The sequence below is a fragment of the Flavobacterium sp. genome, from assembly GCF_043722275.1.
GTDB lineage: Bacteria > Bacteroidota > Bacteroidia > Flavobacteriales > Flavobacteriaceae > Flavobacterium.
Window position 1 is genome coordinate 1 of sequence record NZ_JAYSPC010000154.1, and the last position, 16,118, is coordinate 16,118.

General features: G+C 35.9%; 18 protein-coding genes and 1 tRNA gene. 6 read left to right on the top strand and 13 right to left on the bottom strand.

Going from position 1 to position 16,118, the window contains the following annotated elements:
- The 6 genes from ACHZDT_RS19175 to ACHZDT_RS19200 all read left to right on the top strand — a co-directional run.
- Nucleotides 1–592, top strand: a 592-nt coding sequence (locus ACHZDT_RS19175; protein ID WP_394776307.1) for a glutamate ligase domain-containing protein, incomplete at its 5' end; no start/stop codon positions are given.
- On the top strand, nucleotides 579–1,301 hold the full coding sequence (locus tag ACHZDT_RS19180; protein WP_394776309.1) for a cell division protein FtsQ/DivIB: 723 nt from the start codon (nucleotides 579–581) through the stop codon (nucleotides 1,299–1,301). The genes ACHZDT_RS19175 and ACHZDT_RS19180, both read left to right, overlap by 14 nt.
- A 6-nt stretch (nucleotides 1,302–1,307) precedes the next feature.
- Complete coding sequence (gene ftsA, locus ACHZDT_RS19185; RefSeq protein ID WP_394776310.1) at nucleotides 1,308–2,720, top strand: cell division protein FtsA; 1,413 nt, start codon at nucleotides 1,308–1,310, stop codon at nucleotides 2,718–2,720.
- 81 nt (nucleotides 2,721–2,801) lie between these two features.
- Nucleotides 2,802–4,841: a cell division protein FtsZ gene (gene ftsZ / locus ACHZDT_RS19190; RefSeq protein WP_394776311.1), complete on the top strand. Its 2,040-nt coding sequence runs from the start codon at nucleotides 2,802–2,804 to the stop codon at nucleotides 4,839–4,841.
- Between the two features lie 202 nt (nucleotides 4,842–5,043).
- The gene (locus ACHZDT_RS19195) at nucleotides 5,044–5,493 is read left to right on the top strand and encodes a GatB/YqeY domain-containing protein (RefSeq protein ID WP_394776313.1); all 450 of its coding nucleotides are present in this window, start codon (nucleotides 5,044–5,046) and stop codon (nucleotides 5,491–5,493) included.
- A gap of 78 nt (nucleotides 5,494–5,571) precedes the next feature.
- A tRNA-Arg gene (locus tag ACHZDT_RS19200) sits at nucleotides 5,572–5,645 on the top strand.
- Here ACHZDT_RS19200 and ACHZDT_RS19205 read toward each other — a convergent pair.
- The 13 genes from ACHZDT_RS19205 to ACHZDT_RS19265 form a co-directional block, all read right to left on the bottom strand.
- A complete protein-coding gene (locus ACHZDT_RS19205) occupies nucleotides 5,599–7,158 on the bottom strand; it encodes a recombinase family protein (protein WP_394776339.1) in 1,560 nt (519 codons plus the stop codon). The two genes, ACHZDT_RS19200 and ACHZDT_RS19205, sit on opposite strands and share 47 nt — an antisense overlap.
- Nucleotides 7,155–7,382, bottom strand: a complete 228-nt coding sequence (locus ACHZDT_RS19210) for a hypothetical protein (protein ID WP_394776314.1) — start codon at nucleotides 7,380–7,382, stop codon at nucleotides 7,155–7,157. The genes ACHZDT_RS19205 and ACHZDT_RS19210 overlap by 4 nt, the downstream gene beginning before the upstream one ends.
- A 71-nt stretch (nucleotides 7,383–7,453) precedes the next feature.
- Nucleotides 7,454–7,738 carry a hypothetical protein gene (locus ACHZDT_RS19215; protein WP_072964971.1) on the bottom strand — a complete coding sequence of 95 codons (285 nt, stop codon included), beginning with the start codon at nucleotides 7,736–7,738 and terminating at the stop codon, nucleotides 7,454–7,456.
- A 14-nt stretch (nucleotides 7,739–7,752) separates the two neighbouring features.
- The gene (locus ACHZDT_RS19220; protein WP_394776315.1) at nucleotides 7,753–8,808 is read right to left on the bottom strand and encodes a hypothetical protein; all 1,056 of its coding nucleotides are present in this window, start codon (nucleotides 8,806–8,808) and stop codon (nucleotides 7,753–7,755) included.
- A gap of 3 nt (nucleotides 8,809–8,811) precedes the next feature.
- Nucleotides 8,812–9,609 (bottom strand): hypothetical protein, encoded by a 798-nt coding sequence (locus ACHZDT_RS19225; protein ID WP_394776316.1) that lies wholly within the window; start codon nucleotides 9,607–9,609, stop codon nucleotides 8,812–8,814.
- A gap of 28 nt (nucleotides 9,610–9,637) precedes the next feature.
- Nucleotides 9,638–10,483: a conjugative transposon protein TraN gene (gene traN / locus ACHZDT_RS19230; RefSeq protein WP_394776317.1), complete on the bottom strand. Its 846-nt coding sequence runs from the start codon at nucleotides 10,481–10,483 to the stop codon at nucleotides 9,638–9,640.
- Between the two features lie 20 nt (nucleotides 10,484–10,503).
- Entirely contained in the window at nucleotides 10,504–11,787 is a 1,284-nt protein-coding gene (traM, locus tag ACHZDT_RS19235) for a conjugative transposon protein TraM (protein WP_394776318.1), read from the bottom strand.
- A gap of 4 nt (nucleotides 11,788–11,791) precedes the next feature.
- On the bottom strand, nucleotides 11,792–12,286 hold the full coding sequence (locus tag ACHZDT_RS19240) for a hypothetical protein (RefSeq protein WP_394776319.1): 495 nt from the start codon (nucleotides 12,284–12,286) through the stop codon (nucleotides 11,792–11,794).
- Nucleotides 12,287–12,299: 13 nt separating this feature from the next.
- Nucleotides 12,300–12,908 (bottom strand): conjugative transposon protein TraK, encoded by a 609-nt coding sequence (traK, locus tag ACHZDT_RS19245; protein ID WP_394776320.1) that lies wholly within the window; start codon nucleotides 12,906–12,908, stop codon nucleotides 12,300–12,302.
- Nucleotides 12,909–12,937: 29 nt separating this feature from the next.
- Nucleotides 12,938–14,134: a conjugative transposon protein TraJ gene (gene traJ / locus ACHZDT_RS19250; protein WP_394776321.1), complete on the bottom strand. Its 1,197-nt coding sequence runs from the start codon at nucleotides 14,132–14,134 to the stop codon at nucleotides 12,938–12,940.
- A gap of 12 nt (nucleotides 14,135–14,146) precedes the next feature.
- Nucleotides 14,147–14,782 (bottom strand): TerB family tellurite resistance protein, encoded by a 636-nt coding sequence (locus ACHZDT_RS19255; protein WP_394776322.1) that lies wholly within the window; start codon nucleotides 14,780–14,782, stop codon nucleotides 14,147–14,149.
- Nucleotides 14,779–15,408 carry a hypothetical protein gene (locus tag ACHZDT_RS19260; RefSeq protein ID WP_394776323.1) on the bottom strand — a complete coding sequence of 210 codons (630 nt, stop codon included), beginning with the start codon at nucleotides 15,406–15,408 and terminating at the stop codon, nucleotides 14,779–14,781. The genes ACHZDT_RS19255 and ACHZDT_RS19260 overlap by 4 nt, the downstream gene beginning before the upstream one ends.
- Before the next feature lie 14 nt (nucleotides 15,409–15,422).
- A complete protein-coding gene (locus ACHZDT_RS19265; RefSeq protein ID WP_394776324.1) occupies nucleotides 15,423–16,109 on the bottom strand; it encodes a conjugal transfer protein TraI in 687 nt (228 codons plus the stop codon).
- Nucleotides 16,110–16,118 lie beyond the last annotated feature (9 nt).

Consider the following 16,118-nt stretch of genomic DNA (forward strand, 5'->3'; position numbering starts at 1 on the left):
TGATGTGCAGACGCCATCAGAAGTTATGAAAGATCTGCGTTTTGGATTGCCTGGAAAGCACAATTTAATGAATGGATTAATGGCTATTGCGATGGCAAAAACTTTTGGAACTCCAACGGCTGCAATTGCAAAAGCTTTAGCTTCATTTAACGGTATCAGAAGACGTTTTTCATATCAAATTAAAACTGAAGATTTAGTTTATATAGATGATTATGCACATCATCCAACAGAGATAAATGCTGTTCGTCAAGCTGTTACGGAATTGTATCCGGGACGTAAAGTTTTAGCCATTTTTCAGCCTCATTTATTTAGCAGAACAAGAGATTTTGTTGATGGATTTGCCGAAAGTTTATCGGCTTTTGATGAAGTGTTTTTAATGGATATTTATCCGGCACGCGAATTACCGATGGAGGGGATTACATCTGATTGGCTGTTAGGAAAAATGACAAATTCGAACAAAAAAATTGTTGCAAAAAGTGATTTATTAGCGGAGATCAAAGCCAGTGATGCGCCAATAATTGTGACAATAGGTGCTGGTGATATTGGTGAAATGGTTCCGTCAATTAAAAAAATGCTAAATGAAAATATTTAATTGGATAAACATTAGATTAATTCTCATTTTAGGGCTTGTACTTTTTCTATATTCTTTTGCTCAACATCGAAACGGAGATAGAAAACTGAAAAAATCAATGGTTGTTTTTGTAGGAGAAAATACGCTTTTTGTGAAGCCAGAGACGGTTAATAAATTGTTAATAGAAAATAAAAGAGACGCTTCCAGTATCCGAAAAGATGAACTAGATTTGAATAAGATTGAGAAAACCCTTGATACGCAAGACATGATTGAGAAATCAAATGTTTTTGTGAGTATTGATGGCGTTCTAAAAGCAGTAGTAAAACAGAAGACACCAATAGCGCGAGTTTATGATGGTGGCGCTTCTTTTTATATTGACTATGAGGGTAATAAAATGCCTTTGTCAGACAATTATACTGCTCGGGTTCCTCTTGTTTCCGGGGCAATAAATAAAAAAAATAACGAAGATTTAGCTACTCTGTTTCGCACAATTTATGACGATGCGTTTTTGAAAAAAAACATCATTGCAATTCAAATTATGCCTAATGGTAGCTTAAAAATGTTTAATAGAAATTATAATTACTTCATCGATTTTGGCAGAACGATGAATGTTGATAAGAAATTTAATAACTATAAAGCCTTTTTTCAAAAAGCGGTTTTAGATAGTTCGTTATATAAATACAGTAAGATTGACCTTAGGTTTACGGAACAAGTAGTTTGCACAAAATAATAGAAAATGGAAAAAGATAACATTGCAGTAGGTCTAGATATTGGAACGACAAAGATAGTTGCCATGATTGGCAAGAAGAACGAGTATGGCAAGTTGGAAATTTTGGGTATTGGTAAATCCAAAAGTTTGGGCGTTGCGCGAGGAGTTGTAAATAACATTACGCAAACTATTCAATCGATTCAGCAAGCAATACTTGAAGCGGAAAACAATTCAGGTTATAAAATAAAAGATGTTGTTGTGGGTATCGCCGGACAACACATAAGAAGTATTCAGCATACAGATTACATAAGCCGTAACAATCCGGAGGAAGTAATTGGCGAAAAAGATATTCAGTTATTAATTGACCAGGTAAATAAACTGGCCATGTTACCGGGAGAAGAAATTATTCACGTTTTGCCGCAGGAATTTAAAATCGACGGACAATCTGAAATAAAAGAACCAATCGGGATGTACGGCGGAAGATTAGAATCTAGTTTTCACGTAGTAGTTGGGCAGGCATCATCCATCAGAAATGTTGGAAGATGTATTCAGAGTTCAGGAATCGAATTGTCAGGATTGACATTAGAACCTTTAGCTTCGGCAGATGCTGTTTTAAGTCAGGAAGAAAAAGAAGCTGGTGTCGCTTTAATTGATATTGGTGGGGGAACAACAGATTTAGCCATTTTTAAAGATGGTATTATTCGTCATACAGCAGTAATCCCTTTTGGAGGAAATGTTATTACAGATGATATTAAAGAAGGTTGTTCGATTATTGAAAAACAAGCCGAGCTTTTAAAAATAAAATTTGGATCAGCATGGCCGGGAGAAAATAAAGACAACGAGATTGTTTCAATTCCGGGGTTAAGAGGAAGAGAGCCAAAAGAGATTTCGCTTAAAAACTTATCTAAAATTATTCATGCCCGTGTGGTAGAAATTGTAGAACAGGTTTTTGCAGAAATTAAAGCATACGGACATGAAGATCCTCGTAAAAAATTAATTGCAGGAATTGTTCTTACAGGTGGTGGAGCTCAACTAAAACATATCAAACAATTAGTAGAGTATATTACCGGGATGGATACCAGAATTGGATATCCAAACGAGCATTTAGCAGGTAATTCAAGTGAAGAAATTTCAAGTCCATTGTTTGCAACAGCTGTTGGTTTAGTAATGAACAGTATCGAAAATAGTACTCAGAGTGCCGTTAGAATGGAGTTGGTTAATGAGCTGCCAAAAGTAGTTTACAGAAATGTGCCGCCTCAAACACAACAACCGGTACAACAACGATACGAAGTTGAAGAAAACTACGTTGAAAGAGTAGAAACTATTGAAGATTCAAGAAATAATGGAACTAAGGAAGAATCTACGGAGACTAAAATTAGAAGATCATTTTTTGATAGATATGTCGATAAAATCAAAGATTTTTTAGACAACGCAGAATAGAGTAATAAGAAAAGGAATTACTTTTTGCCCCAAGTCAAGAAGTAAAAAATGTATTAAATAAGAATTTCAAAAACCAAAAAGATGATGAGCAACTCAGAATTTGGAAGTATTTCATTTGATTTACCAAAAAATCAATCAAATGTAATTAAAGTAATAGGTGTAGGTGGAGGTGGTAGTAATGCTATCAACCATATGTTTAAACAAGGTATTAAAGGCGTTGATTTCATCGTTTGTAATACTGATTCACAGGCACTACAAAACAGTTCTGTACCTAACAAAATTCAGTTAGGTATGAATTTGACAGAAGGTCTTGGCGCAGGAGCAAATCCTGATGTAGGACAGCAATCTGCTATTGAAAGTATCGCCGATATCGAAAAAATGTTAGACCGTGGTACTAAGATGGTATTTATTACCGCTGGTATGGGTGGTGGAACAGGAACAGGGGCGGCTCCGGTAATTGCGCAATTAGCAAAAGAAAGAGAAATCCTGACTGTTGGTATCGTGACTATTCCTTTTCAGTTTGAAGGGAAAGTACGTCAGGAGCAGGCACTTTTAGGAATCGAAAAATTGCGTAAGCAAGTCGATTCGTTAATTGTAATTAATAATAATAAATTAAGAGAAGTATACGGAAATCTTGGTTTCAAAGCAGGATTCTCTAAAGCTGATGAAGTTTTGGCAACGGCCTCAAGAGGTATTGCTGAAGTAATTACGCATCACTATACTCAAAATATCGATTTACGTGATGCTAAAACTGTTCTTTCGAATAGTGGGACAGCTATCATGGGATCTTCTGTTGCTGCGGGTGAAAACAGAGCAAAAGATGCTATCGTTTCAGCATTGGATTCTCCGTTGTTAAACGACAACAAAATTACAGGAGCCAAAAACGTATTGTTGCTTATCGTTTCTGGATCAAACGAAATTACATTGGATGAGATTGGAGAAATCAATGATCACATTCAGGTAGAAGCAGGTCATAATGCTAATATTATCATGGGAGTTGGGGAAGATGAAACTCTTGGTGATGCTATTGCCGTGACTATTATTGCAACAGGTTTTGATGTTGAACAACAAAATGAAATTGTAAATACAGAGCCTAAAAAAATTATTCATACGCTGGAAGATGAGCAAAGAAGCGTTCATAATTTATCGAATAAAACTGTTACTTCCTTTGATTTAAATGCTGAAACACCTACTTCTAAATCAGAAGAGAAAATTGTTTTTGATTTAATGGAAGATGAAGATGAGATAACTCCGTTTGCACCTACACAAGTTACTCCGGTTGAAGTTGCTCCAATTGAAGTTACGCCGGTTGTTGCAGTTGCTCCAGCAGTAAATCCTTCAATGAATAAGGAAGAATTAGTAATAATGTCAGAGTTTATTAAAAACCTTGATGTAACATTCGAAATTGTTTCGCCTATTACAGACATTGATTTTACTATTTCGTCTCCGGAAGTACAAACTTTTCAGCAAACACAACCAGTTCAGCAAAGAGTTTTTGAGAGAGAAGAGCAAACAACCTTCTCATTTGATTTACCTCTTTTCAAATCTGAGCCGGAAGTTAAAAAAGAGCCGGTTGCGCAACAGGAAAACAAAATTTTATTCGAATTAACGAATGAAACGCGTAATATAAAAGTAAATGATCCAGTACAATTTGTACCGGTTACAGAAGTTTCGGATAAAGGAATCATCAAATATTCATTAGAAGAATATATGGAGGTTGAAAATGAACTTGTAACATCAAAATCTGTGGATAAAGTGGTAGAAGAAGTAATTCCTGCGGAATTAAATATCACTATGAAACCAAAAATTGATTTTGCAACCGAACCTGCTTATACAACAACTTCAGAGGTTTCTCCGATGGAACTGACAATCGAAGAAACTTTACGCTTAAGAGCCGAAGAAAGAAGAAAGAAACTGAAAGAATTTAATTATAAATTTCATAACAATAATGCTTCGAGAATTGATGAACTTGAAAAAGAGCCTGCTTACAAAAGGTTAGGTATTGATTTATCAAATTCACAGTCAAATAATAACAATTCGAGAATATCAGTTGGAACAGATAGTAACAACGATTTGCAATTGCGTTCAAACAATTCATTTTTGCACGACAACGTAGATTAATTTTACAATCATAATAAATACAGATAGCCCGAAAATTGGATTTAATTTTCGGGTTATTTTTTTTATCTTCGCACAGAATTTAAAATTTGACTTCTATACTTAACTTTTAAAGTTAATTTTGTTGTCTGTTCGAGCGGAGTCGAGAACACATTTTCAATTATTCATATCAATTATAGGTATTGCCTATTTAAATAAAAACAAGATGAGTTTACAAATATTAATCATGGACGAGATTAAAACCGCCATGAGAGCAAAAGATACAGTAGCATTAGAAGCTTTAAGAGCAATTAAATCAGAAATGTTATTAGCAGCAACATCAACAGGTTCGAAAGAAGAATTAACTGAAGATGATGAAATTAAATTGCTTCAAAGATTAGTTAAGACTCGCAAAGAAAGCGCAAGAATTTTTACAGAACAAAATCGTCCTGACTTAGCTGAGCCGGAATTAGCACAAATTGCTGTAATCGAGAAATTTCTTCCTACTCAATTAAGCGAAGAAGAAGTAGAAGCTGTAATTGCAAAAATTATTGCTGAAACAGGCGCTTCAGGAATTGCATCAATGGGAAAAGTTATGGGATTAGCGTCTGCTCAATTAGGCGGAACTGCTGAAGGAAAAACTATTTCGACAATCGTTAAGAAGTTATTAGTTTAATAAATATTAGATTTTAGAATTCAGATTTTAGATTCGCACAAAAATCTAAAATCTGAACTCTTAAATCATAAATAAATTGACCGCGTAGTTCAACTGGATAGAATATCAGATTTCGGCTCTGAGGGTTGGGGGTTCGAACCCCTCCGCGGTCACATCTTGGGACAAATCAGAAAACAGCTGATTTGTCCCTTTTTTTTTACCATCTAAACCCTTGTAAAATAAGAGCATAACCCTAAGTGCTTCATTGATTCTTGTGGTTCGACACTCTATTCCGTCAAAAGTGAGCTTTTCAGGAAAAATCGAACCAATTATCTTTCTTTTTCTTGCCGTTGTACCTTCCTCATATAATGTTGCCAGTTGAGAAATATGACTAATAGCCTTATCCAGCAAGGGTTCAACATTTGCTGTTCCTTTAATTCCAGTGGTTAATTTAGCTTCAAGCCTGTTTATTTTTTCCTCAGTCTCTATTTTTATTATGCGATAATCGTTAGGGTCTAAATCTCCCGCAATAAGTAAATTTCTCGCTTTGGTCAATCTTTCATTAGCTCCTTCCAGTTCTTCCTTTAATCTATTAACATCACTGCGTTCGTGTTTTGTTTTATTTTTAAATACAGATACTATCACTTCTTTATACAATTCTAAAAAAGGCAATGGCCTTACATATTTTCTTATTTCATCTACAACAATCGCATTTACCTCTGGAGCCTTTTCACGGAACGTACAGCCTAATCTGCAGTGATAATAGTGATAATGTTGATTACGTCCTTTAGATGCGCTGCCTGTAAGCAGTCTGCCACACTTGGGACATATCAAATGCCCACGCAATAGTAATGCAGGATCTACCGTTACAGTAGTTCTTCTCTTTTTTTTGCGACTATCTAGTACATCCTGAACATCATAAAACAATGATTCAGAAATTAGTGGCTCGTGCTGTCCTTTTACTAATTGACTTTCTTCTTCTTTATATTTTGGCACGAATACTTTTCCACAATACACAGGGTTACGTACGGAACCCCAAAAAGCATTCTTACTGCATTTGAGTCCTTTATCAATTGCTAATCCCCAGATTTCTTGTGTATTTATTTTTCCTTTCGCCAATTCTTTAAAAACCCATCGCATAATACTTGCTTCACTTTCTTTAATTGCGATATATTTTTTACCATCCTCACTAATTTTATTACTGTAACCTATTGGAGCAATCCCCATAACACGCCCTTCTTTCTTGGCCCGACGCATACCATGTAAAACATTTAGTGCTCTACGATCATTCTCAACTTCAGGAGCTGCAAGATAAAAAGCAAGCATCATTTTGTTTTCTGGAATTGTAAGATCTAAAGGCTGTTCCACTGCTTGTGGCTCAACACCTAATCTACGTAATGTACTTATCATCTGATAGGCATCTCCTGCATTACGACTAAACCTATCCCATTTGGTAAAGAGTACCAAATCAGAATGTCCTCTTCGTGTTCTAAGCTCTGATAATAGCTTTTTCCATGATGGACGGTTAAAAGTTTTAGCAGAATGATCTTCAATAATCACTTTTCGAACCTGAAACGAATTCAGTTCACAATATTTACGTAAACGTTCTTCCTGATCCCTTTGCGAATATCCTTTATCTGCCTGCTCATCTGTACTTACACGGATATATAAATCTGCAATTTTCATGATTTTAATATTGATTGTTTAAACTTGCTTTCACGCTTTTGTGTGAGTGTAAATTTACGTATTTTTTGCTCATCTAAATATGTATCAACCACTATTTCAGCCATTTCGTAAAAAAAATCCAAGATAATTTTTACTTGATCAGCATCTACATCTATACCATCCTTTCTCAATAATTCCATAGCTCTGTGTGGTGTTATTCTATCAATCTCTTCCTCTCTCATCATACACCTCCTTCTATTGACAGCAAAAGCCCGCAACCGGGCTTTACTAATTAATTAAAATTGATTTCAATTACTCATATAGGAAAATAAATTGTACTCCGCTGGTTTCTATTGCGTTTTGGCAGATAGCTAATGTAACCATACTCGTTTAGCTCACGCATGCATTTATGGTAGGTTACAGGCCCGGTTATCTTGGCTAACTTCATGATTTCATACCTATAGACCTCAATAGGATTAACAAAACCCTTTTCGGTCCTAAATTGAAGCAATGCCGCATATATACCAATATGAGTGATACTAATACGGTAATCTTTTTCTATTGCATTAAAGAAATCAGATAAAGGTTTTAGTGTTTTCATTATTTCCTAGATTATCAGCTTACACGCATACCATTTCTTGTGGAATGATTCACCTGTTGACTTTCATTTGTCTTTTGCTGCTGTTTTACTGTTTCCATTGTTTTATTCCCCAATGCCGTTGATAGCGTAATTTTTCTTGAGTGCTCGTCATAAATGTTTACTGATTTAAACTGAGGATTAGCTTCAATATAAAACCGATGTTCATTTCCATTTTTAATCAAGGTTACAAGCAAACGATTTCCTTGTTTTAAATCATCCTTTAATTTATCGGCTTGAGTTTTATTTGATAATTCCTTTAAAGGAAGTTGCTGTAAGGCTCTTTCAAGATCATAACCATACCCGGAATGAAATTCTTTGATGCGGTGATTGCCACTTGCGTCTTTATCATTAAGATCCAGTTGGATCCAGGATTTTTCCTTCTGAATGGAACGTCCAGCTAATAAATTATATGCCTGTGTTGTATCAATAGAATTTCCTTGTTGTACTTTAAAATAATGGCTTCTCTCTTCATCAGGCTTTGATTCATTTTGCAAAGTGGTTTTATATGCTTCAAATTGATACTGTCCACTCTGGTCTTTTACAAAAGACAACTCGTGATCCAGTCGTTCTTTTTCGTTGACGTAATAGGAAACCGGAACAGTAAATTGCTCTTGACCTTGTTTGATTTGATGCTCAATTTGATTTGACAAATCTTTAAAACCAATACGCTGCACCTGATCGTACAGCGATTGGTTATTTTTTTCTTCCTCTTTTGCATCTTTCCGAACAGCAATTTGGTCTATGAGTGGTGCAATGATCAGTTTACGGACAAGTCGTACTAATAAATTAGGATAAAGTTGTTTTAGAATCTTGTTCTTTTCCTGCTTGAGCATCTGCAAAGCAAAACGTTCCTCAATATTTTTAGTTCGCTTATACTTTGTTCCAATACGCTCGTAATGATGCAGCTTTTCTTTAATCAGTGACCTATTGCCCGAAAGACTGAAATTAAACAGTTTACTAAAACGCTCTTCCCTGGAGCGCCACTGATTTAATTCCACCTCTACTCTGTTAACGGGAAGTTGTTCGTTCATCGATTACATGGATTGGCTTTTCCTTTTTTTCTTAGCTTCCTTTGGTATTTCAGGTCCATCATCATCGGCAGTTTGGTTTTGTTTTTTGCTGCTCTGCTTTTCTGAGGTCTGCTGGCTTTCGGATTGTTTTTCTTCCTGAGCTTTACGATTGTCAATCCTTTTCATATTATTATCATAGATATTAATTGTTTTGAATTGCGGGCTGGCTTCAATATACTGCTTGATCTCATTACCTTCTTTTAAAAAAGTAGCGCTCTGCAGATTTCCTTTTTTCAAAGAATTTATCAAGTCTTCTTTGTATTTTGGGGTTTCCAGTTCTTTAATAGGATGTTTGGACAGTGCTGCTTCTAAATCATAACCATAATTTTGATGGTAATGGTTTAGTTTAAAGTTTCCATTAGATTCGGATTGTTTGAAGTCCATTTGAACCCAAGAATTATAAACTTCCCCCTCTTTACTGGTGAGATCTTTATTTACCGATCTGCCTTCCATAAGATTGTAAGCTTCCTTCATTGTTATGTTGCTGCCTTTATTGATGTAAAAGGTTTGTTCCAAGGTTTCTTTAGAATTTTCTTTTTGCAATTCGACTTTATAAGAATTAAAAAAGAAAATGTCGCTTTGATCGGATTTTTTAAAATTTAACGTCGCTGTAGCGGTAACATTACCGTATTGCGCATTATGCGTCAAAGTAAAATTAGGCTCTTCCTTCTGCATTTTTTCTTTTAATTGAGATTCCAGTGCTTCACCGAATCCAGTATACTTAATCTGATCTCTTAAGTATTCAAAATTTTTCTCGTTCATGATTTCAATTTTTTAATTATTAAATAGTTTATAATTTTGGAAGTACAGTAACCTGTATCAATTTTGTATTCTTGACATGTTCTTCTAAATGTCTGCCGCCATTTTTCTCGATTAGCTGTATGGCTAAATATTTTTTTTCCGGAATTGTAAATTTTGGCAGCGCAAATACAAAGATATTTTCTGCTTCAGCTTCAATTTTATCAACATCATTCAGGATATAAATTGGTGTAATTTCGATTTCCTGTGAAGCAGTACGTTTTATTTTTTTAGTGTCGCGAATAAAAAAGCGGAGCTGATCGATCTCATAATTGATTTTAGAATTGTTGGTTACTTTTATCCTGTAATACATTACTTCGTCACGAATAAAAATTCCGTTGAGCCTAAAATCAATATCATATTTATTTTCCCTTTGACCTCGCAGCTTTTTTTTGTCGTATAAGGCTAACTTTGAATATTCCTCAATATCCTGATCATTAATAATTTCATCTGAAAAATAAATTTCCTGTCCATCCGGCTTAGTTTTATTCAGTGTAAGATTCAGCTGTGGAAACTCTTCATTATAGTCCAACACGAAAGAGTAGAGTTTACCATCTGCAGTTACTACCGTGAGATTGGTCTGGAAAAATCCCTTTTGGGCAGCCTTAACCTGAAGGATGTTTTCAAGACCTTTTGCTTTTTGTACCAATATGTCGGGACTTCCTTTGTCGACACTTTTTATGGCAAAAGGAAATACAATATTGGTCGTTTTTGAATAGGCTATCATTAAGGAGTCGGATTCTGTTTGGGATAAATGTTTTTTAGCTGTTTGCTGTGCCAATACACCGATGGTCATAAATAATAGATAAACCATCATCAATAGTTTTAAATTTTTCATCTGTATCTTTTTTTTAGTTTTTAATTGGAATCTTTTTGTTTCTGTTTTTCATCACGCAAGAGCACCTTATAACCTGCTTTTACAACTACTTTAACCAGTTTTACTTTTTTGCTTAGAAGACTTTTAGCCGCTTCAATTCCCGCTCCCGCTGCTTGAGCTCCCCACGAATCATCCAATGATGCAACTCCTAAAGTTTGCATGGAGCGATCAGCCGAAGCTTTGGCAACATCACGATTAATGGCTCCCGGAATATATATACCAGCAAGTCCGTCCATATCATAAACAGACAAATCCACTGGGAATAAAGAGTTGTTGTATCTAATACTACTAATATTGATTGTTAATCGTTCTCCTTTTAAGGAAGCCACTCCAAACAAAAAATTGTCTTTTGGAATTTTAATACCGTTTATGAAAATGTCATTCATGAGTCGGAACTTAACCGTGGAGCCATTTACAATTGTTTGTGTTTCATGAATAATGACTTCTATAGCATTCTGCATTAAATCATCATTTTCAAATTCGTCTAAAGAGTAAAAACCATTCTGTTTGTACTCAGAAATGTTCAATGCCTTGTTTTGTAAAAAAGAAATAGGATCTTCATACGCTTTGGTGGAAATAGCAAAGACTTGTCCACGCTGAGCCTCGGAAGCTTTTTTTAATTTTTCCTGTACTCTGTTTGGATGTTGGATATCCAAAATACTCTCCAGCATTCCACCGAGTTGCTGCAGTTCCGGATCCTGACTTTCCTGCTCTTTATTCATGGATTGCATCATTTGTTCCAGCCTGTCCACATCATTGGAATGTATTGAGGGTTCATTTGATTTTGTATATCTAGCATATTTACTGTTTTGCTCTGGGACTGATACTGGCGTATTGATTGCTTTTTGCAATGCTTCCAATTTTTGATGCACTTTTTCTTCGTTTGGATCGCGATAAACAGATTTATTTAAACCATGTTGTTCTTTTCTTTGAGTAACAGCACTGCTGTCCTCAGTGGAATCAATCTGAAAGGATTGGCTTAAATAGTTTGGATCTTTTTTGATAAGTTCATCAAGCTTTGCTGAATCAAGAGCAGCCAGATCGTAATAGTTCATTTTATCGAGCGGAAGTCCTTCTTTCAGGTTCGCATTGGGAAGTTTTAGATTAAAACCTTTTTGCTGTGCTGCTGCTGAATTGGCAGCATCCATTTTTCCACCGCCCAATGCCCAAAATATGGCCGTTAGAAATGGCAAAGCTAATATTGGCAGTACCAAGAGCATCTTACGATGCTTTAAGGTCTTTAATGATTTTGTGTTTTGTTCCATGATATTAATTTTTAAGATGTGAGTAATAATAATTTTCTATTATTGTTAAACTGTCCAGAAGTCCGGGACGATTTAATACAATGCTGTCATGAGTTTTTTTGCCTGTGGGACTTCGCCCCAGACTATCCATATATTTCCTAAAACTTGTGATTTTTTCAAATTCTGTTTTACTAATAATCGCATTGAGTTCAAGAGGCTTTTCTTTTAATGGTATATGATTGGTTGGTTTGGTAATCGGAGCTATTGTTATATTTCTAGATTTATTATTTGAAAAGCTATTCACAATTAGGTAAATACTGCAACCTCCTGTAAACACTATAAAGGCGAATAGAATCACAATCCAGTTAAGACTTGAAAAATGAGCCGTTTTAAGTTCGAGCCAATGGGCGCATTTATACTGTAATCGCAGATTAGCCTGTTCAAACTTTTGCCATAGATTATTTTTAGCCCTTTCTATAACATTGTTTTTTTCGCTGTTTCTTTTAAAAGTGAATTTCATGATGGCAGATTTATTATTTTCTATTTTCGGTACTTATGTCCCTATTCTCAATAGTATTCCAACGCTCGATTAAAAAGCCATGTGGATTGTTATCGCTTCTCGATACGTTACGAAGGTTACCTTCAGTGATAAGGTTCCGATGTGCAATGCTGGTGGTGCGAATGATATTTTGAGTAGCATAACATCGGAATCCATACGGATAGTTGTTAAGATCAATAGTCACACTGTCAATCTGTATCGTTTGGCTGACGTTCCCTGATATGATACCGGAGTAGTAACCGTTTTCCTTTAAATCATCATAAACCCTTTTGGCACTGTCATCCGCCAGATAAAGAGCTTTTGTTACATTGCTTTTAATGACTTTATCATCCGGGTCAAGCGTAAAAAACAGCTTATGGAACGTTTTTACATGATCCCTAGCTTCTACAGGAATATTATCTTTTCGGTCCGAAGCATAGGCTTCCAGCGCCTTTCCGTTAGCCAGTATGTAAACCTTGTTTTGCATTTGCGATACCAATGAGAAACTCTTATAAAGTGAAAAGCAGCTAATTAAAATACAGCCAGTAATGACCAGCATGGTAAAACCGCGAACATGCCGAAAGGCAGTGTCAATATTTTTCATTTTGCTAAACATAAATTTTGAATTTAGGGTTAAGATTTACCTTTTAATTTATCGGCCATGTAACTGTCTTTGTCCCTGAAGTAATCATTACTACTGCCAGAATCAGACATACTTTGGTACATACGCCCGGCAGCATTTCCCATTGCATCTGCTACCATGCCAACTCCTTGAGATGCAGTACTCACAGCTGAAGTTGTAGAATTACTGAAGATACTGGTTACTTTTTGTCCGAGTGCACCGCCACCACCGGCATGAACAATATAATTAGCCACAGAGGGAACGGTGAAATACCCTATAATGCCAATAATCATAAATACTAAATATGCAACATCAGTCCTGCTAAAGAAAGTATCTCCATATTCTCCTGCTTGCGCAATATCAATCTTTAGCATATTCTCCTGAATTTTTCCGATAATGCTTCCAAATATGTTAGCCACAGGCAGCCACAGATAGATATTAATGTAACGTGCCAGCCAGACGGTAAGGGTGTGTTGAAAACCATCGAAGACCGAAATGCCAAAAACGATTGGACCTAAAATAGAAAGTACCACCAATTGAAAAGTCCGCAGTGTATCGATGCACAGGGAAGCAGATTCAAATAATACACGCAGTACCTCGCTCATCCACTCCTTTACTGAATTGCGGAAATTATAAGAGGCCTTGCTCATGGCAAATTTGATGTCACTTCCAATACCATCCAGCATTCCCTGCCCACTAGGATCTGCATCATCATGTGTGTATCGGTACCATTTATCCTGATCGCCGCTTCCTGTTGAACCCACATACATTTTCCAGGGATCTGTTTCTTTGAGTGCTTCTTCCTTTTCTTTAAGCAGTCTTTCAATCGCTTTATTCGATCCTTCCACCATTGCAGCAGTTGCTGTAACAGTAGGTTTCATGACACCATTAATCATATAGAGGACAGAGGGAAAAATCATAATGCAAAATCCGATAACAAATGGACGAAATAGTGGATAAAAATCTATAGGTTCAGCACTGGCAATATGTCGCCAGACTCTTGAGGCGATATACCACATAGCTGCAAAACCGGCAAGTCCTTGTCCGACGCCAATTAGGTTACTGCATAAAGGCATCATTTCATCATACAGTTGTTCCAGTACACTATGCAGGCCGTTCATGTCGTCTGCAATTCCTTGTGCATTGGTCGTAAATGGCAATATCATTGCAAGAAGCACAAGTATTATTTGCTTATTTATCTTTATCATAACACTGGATATTTAGTTATTTAACTTATAAATACTGCGCATTGCGCGGGTATCATTATGCTCTTTTGCACGCTGTAAAGCCAGTACAGTCGTATTATTGTTGAAGTTTCTCAGGAACAAAAGTTTGTCCTGCATATCTGCATATATTTTGTCAATAGCGGCTAGCCTTTCATCATCTGACATTCGCATTTTATTAGCAGTAATGACCGAGGTCAATTCATCAAGATTTCTAAGACTTTGCTTAAAAAGATTATTGTATACCCTTTCGAAATAGGCAATTTCTTCAGCATTGAAATTTTTACTGTCCCTAAAGCGACTAAAAGCGGACTTGTATTCTTTTACCAAGAGCACCTGATAATTCACAATGTCACCAATACGTCTGTAATTCTTAACTGTGGGACTAACCTGCATCAGCGCATCAAGAAATGTTTCATGAAGGCTGAAATTTCCTTCAGATAAATCTTTTACAGTATTATAGCCTCCACTTAGTATTTCATAGCCCTTTTTCATATCCTTTAAAATCTGTTTGAACTGCGCTAACTTCTCTATGTTCAAAATCAATTGCTGGATTTCCTGTTTTTGAGCGGTTATCTGCGATGGAAATAAGAGTCCGATAAACACAATTCCTATAATCATTAATTTTTTCATGGCAAATCAGTATTTATGCCGTTTAGGACACGGCTGTTTTTTGCTTCTTTCAATTCGGCTGCTTTTAATACAGCAATCACCTTGGTTTGATTACTGAAACTTTCAGAGAAAGTATAGTTATCAAGCATATTCTGGTAAAGCATATCAATTCGTTTCACTCGCTCATCATCTTTCATTTCTAACTTTCCGTCAGTAAGGATTGTTAGAAGCTCATCCAGATTGGTATCACAATTTTTGATTAACCTTTCAAAGACTCTTTTGATATAATCGACTTCATCTCCATGAAACAAATCATCATGCTGAATTTGCTGATATAAGCTTTTATAACTTTTCATGATTTTTATCTGGAGCCCAATAATTTCTGTTACCCTGGCATATTTTTTTATTCTAGGGTTGACTGCCTTAAGGGAATTCAGGTAATCGGTATGAAGATTAAATTCTCCACGTTTGAAATCTCCAATGGTATTGAGTCCTTTTTTGACCGCCGAATAGCCTTTTTGGGCATATCCGATATAGACTTGCAGGGCTGCTATTTGCTCTAAAAGCATCCTTTGCTGTTTTGCCTGTGCATGAAGATTCACTGTGGTCAGTGCAGTAAAAAGCACCACTAAAAATATTTTTTTCATGATTTATTGGTTGTTTACGGAATTCCGTAAAATTGTTTAACGGATTTGACATCATGCTCTGTTTTGGCTCTTTGAAGACTCAGTAGTATGTTCTGCCTGTTGAAGAGCGTCAGGTCATCATAATTGGCATCAATCTGATCTGCTGCAGCATTTATAATCTCCAGCCTTTTGGCATCACTCATCTGTGTGGTAAAAGAATCCAATACAAGGAAAATCTGATCGATGTTTTTCAGGCTTTCATCAAGTATTCCAGAATACACACTTTGCATATAATCGAGTTCGCTGGCATTAAAATGAGTATCTTTTTGAAACAGGTTCCAGGCTCTTTCATATTCATCTACCAAACGAACCTGCTTTGCACTGATATCCTTGATACGCTGGTAATAGGTAATGATAGATTTAACTTTTGCCAGTTCCTCATAATAATTCTTATAGAGTTCTTTTTGTTTCTCAGTCCAATCGGAAATCTCATCCAGCTTTAGTTTGGAGAGGATATTTTCTATTTTTTTCTGAGCATTCTGCAGCCAGATCGTTTTGTTTTGCAGTTTTTGGATCCTAAGGTCAATAGCCTTAATTACTTTTTTGGCAACCGCTTTTACAATTTCTAAAATCGGTATTGCTGCGACCGTTGCCGGTCTTGCCGGTGTGCCGATCAGTAAAAAACACAACAGGCAAATCATAATTTTCTTTTTTGCTTTCATAAGTATTGT

Coding starts and splice junctions, on each gene's coding strand:
- ACHZDT_RS19180 (WP_394776309.1), top strand. CDS start 579: ATGAAAATATTTAATTGGATAAACATTAGATTAATTCTCATTTTAGGG.
- ftsA (WP_394776310.1), top strand. CDS start 1,308: ATGGAAAAAGATAACATTGCAGTAGGTCTAGATATTGGAACGACAAAG.
- ftsZ (WP_394776311.1), top strand. CDS start 2,802: ATGATGAGCAACTCAGAATTTGGAAGTATTTCATTTGATTTACCAAAA.
- ACHZDT_RS19195 (WP_394776313.1), top strand. CDS start 5,044: ATGAGTTTACAAATATTAATCATGGACGAGATTAAAACCGCCATGAGA.
- ACHZDT_RS19205 (WP_394776339.1), bottom strand. CDS start 7,158: ATGAAAATTGCAGATTTATATATCCGTGTAAGTACAGATGAGCAGGCA.
- ACHZDT_RS19210 (WP_394776314.1), bottom strand. CDS start 7,382: ATGATGAGAGAGGAAGAGATTGATAGAATAACACCACACAGAGCTATG.
- ACHZDT_RS19215 (WP_072964971.1), bottom strand. CDS start 7,738: ATGAAAACACTAAAACCTTTATCTGATTTCTTTAATGCAATAGAAAAA.
- ACHZDT_RS19220 (WP_394776315.1), bottom strand. CDS start 8,808: ATGAACGAACAACTTCCCGTTAACAGAGTAGAGGTGGAATTAAATCAG.
- ACHZDT_RS19225 (WP_394776316.1), bottom strand. CDS start 9,609: ATGAACGAGAAAAATTTTGAATACTTAAGAGATCAGATTAAGTATACT.
- traN (WP_394776317.1), bottom strand. CDS start 10,483: ATGAAAAATTTAAAACTATTGATGATGGTTTATCTATTATTTATGACC.
- traM (WP_394776318.1), bottom strand. CDS start 11,787: ATGGAACAAAACACAAAATCATTAAAGACCTTAAAGCATCGTAAGATG.
- ACHZDT_RS19240 (WP_394776319.1), bottom strand. CDS start 12,286: ATGAAATTCACTTTTAAAAGAAACAGCGAAAAAAACAATGTTATAGAA.
- traK (WP_394776320.1), bottom strand. CDS start 12,908: ATGAAAAATATTGACACTGCCTTTCGGCATGTTCGCGGTTTTACCATG.
- traJ (WP_394776321.1), bottom strand. CDS start 14,134: ATGATAAAGATAAATAAGCAAATAATACTTGTGCTTCTTGCAATGATA.
- ACHZDT_RS19255 (WP_394776322.1), bottom strand. CDS start 14,782: ATGAAAAAATTAATGATTATAGGAATTGTGTTTATCGGACTCTTATTT.
- ACHZDT_RS19260 (WP_394776323.1), bottom strand. CDS start 15,408: ATGAAAAAAATATTTTTAGTGGTGCTTTTTACTGCACTGACCACAGTG.
- ACHZDT_RS19265 (WP_394776324.1), bottom strand. CDS start 16,109: ATGAAAGCAAAAAAGAAAATTATGATTTGCCTGTTGTGTTTTTTACTG.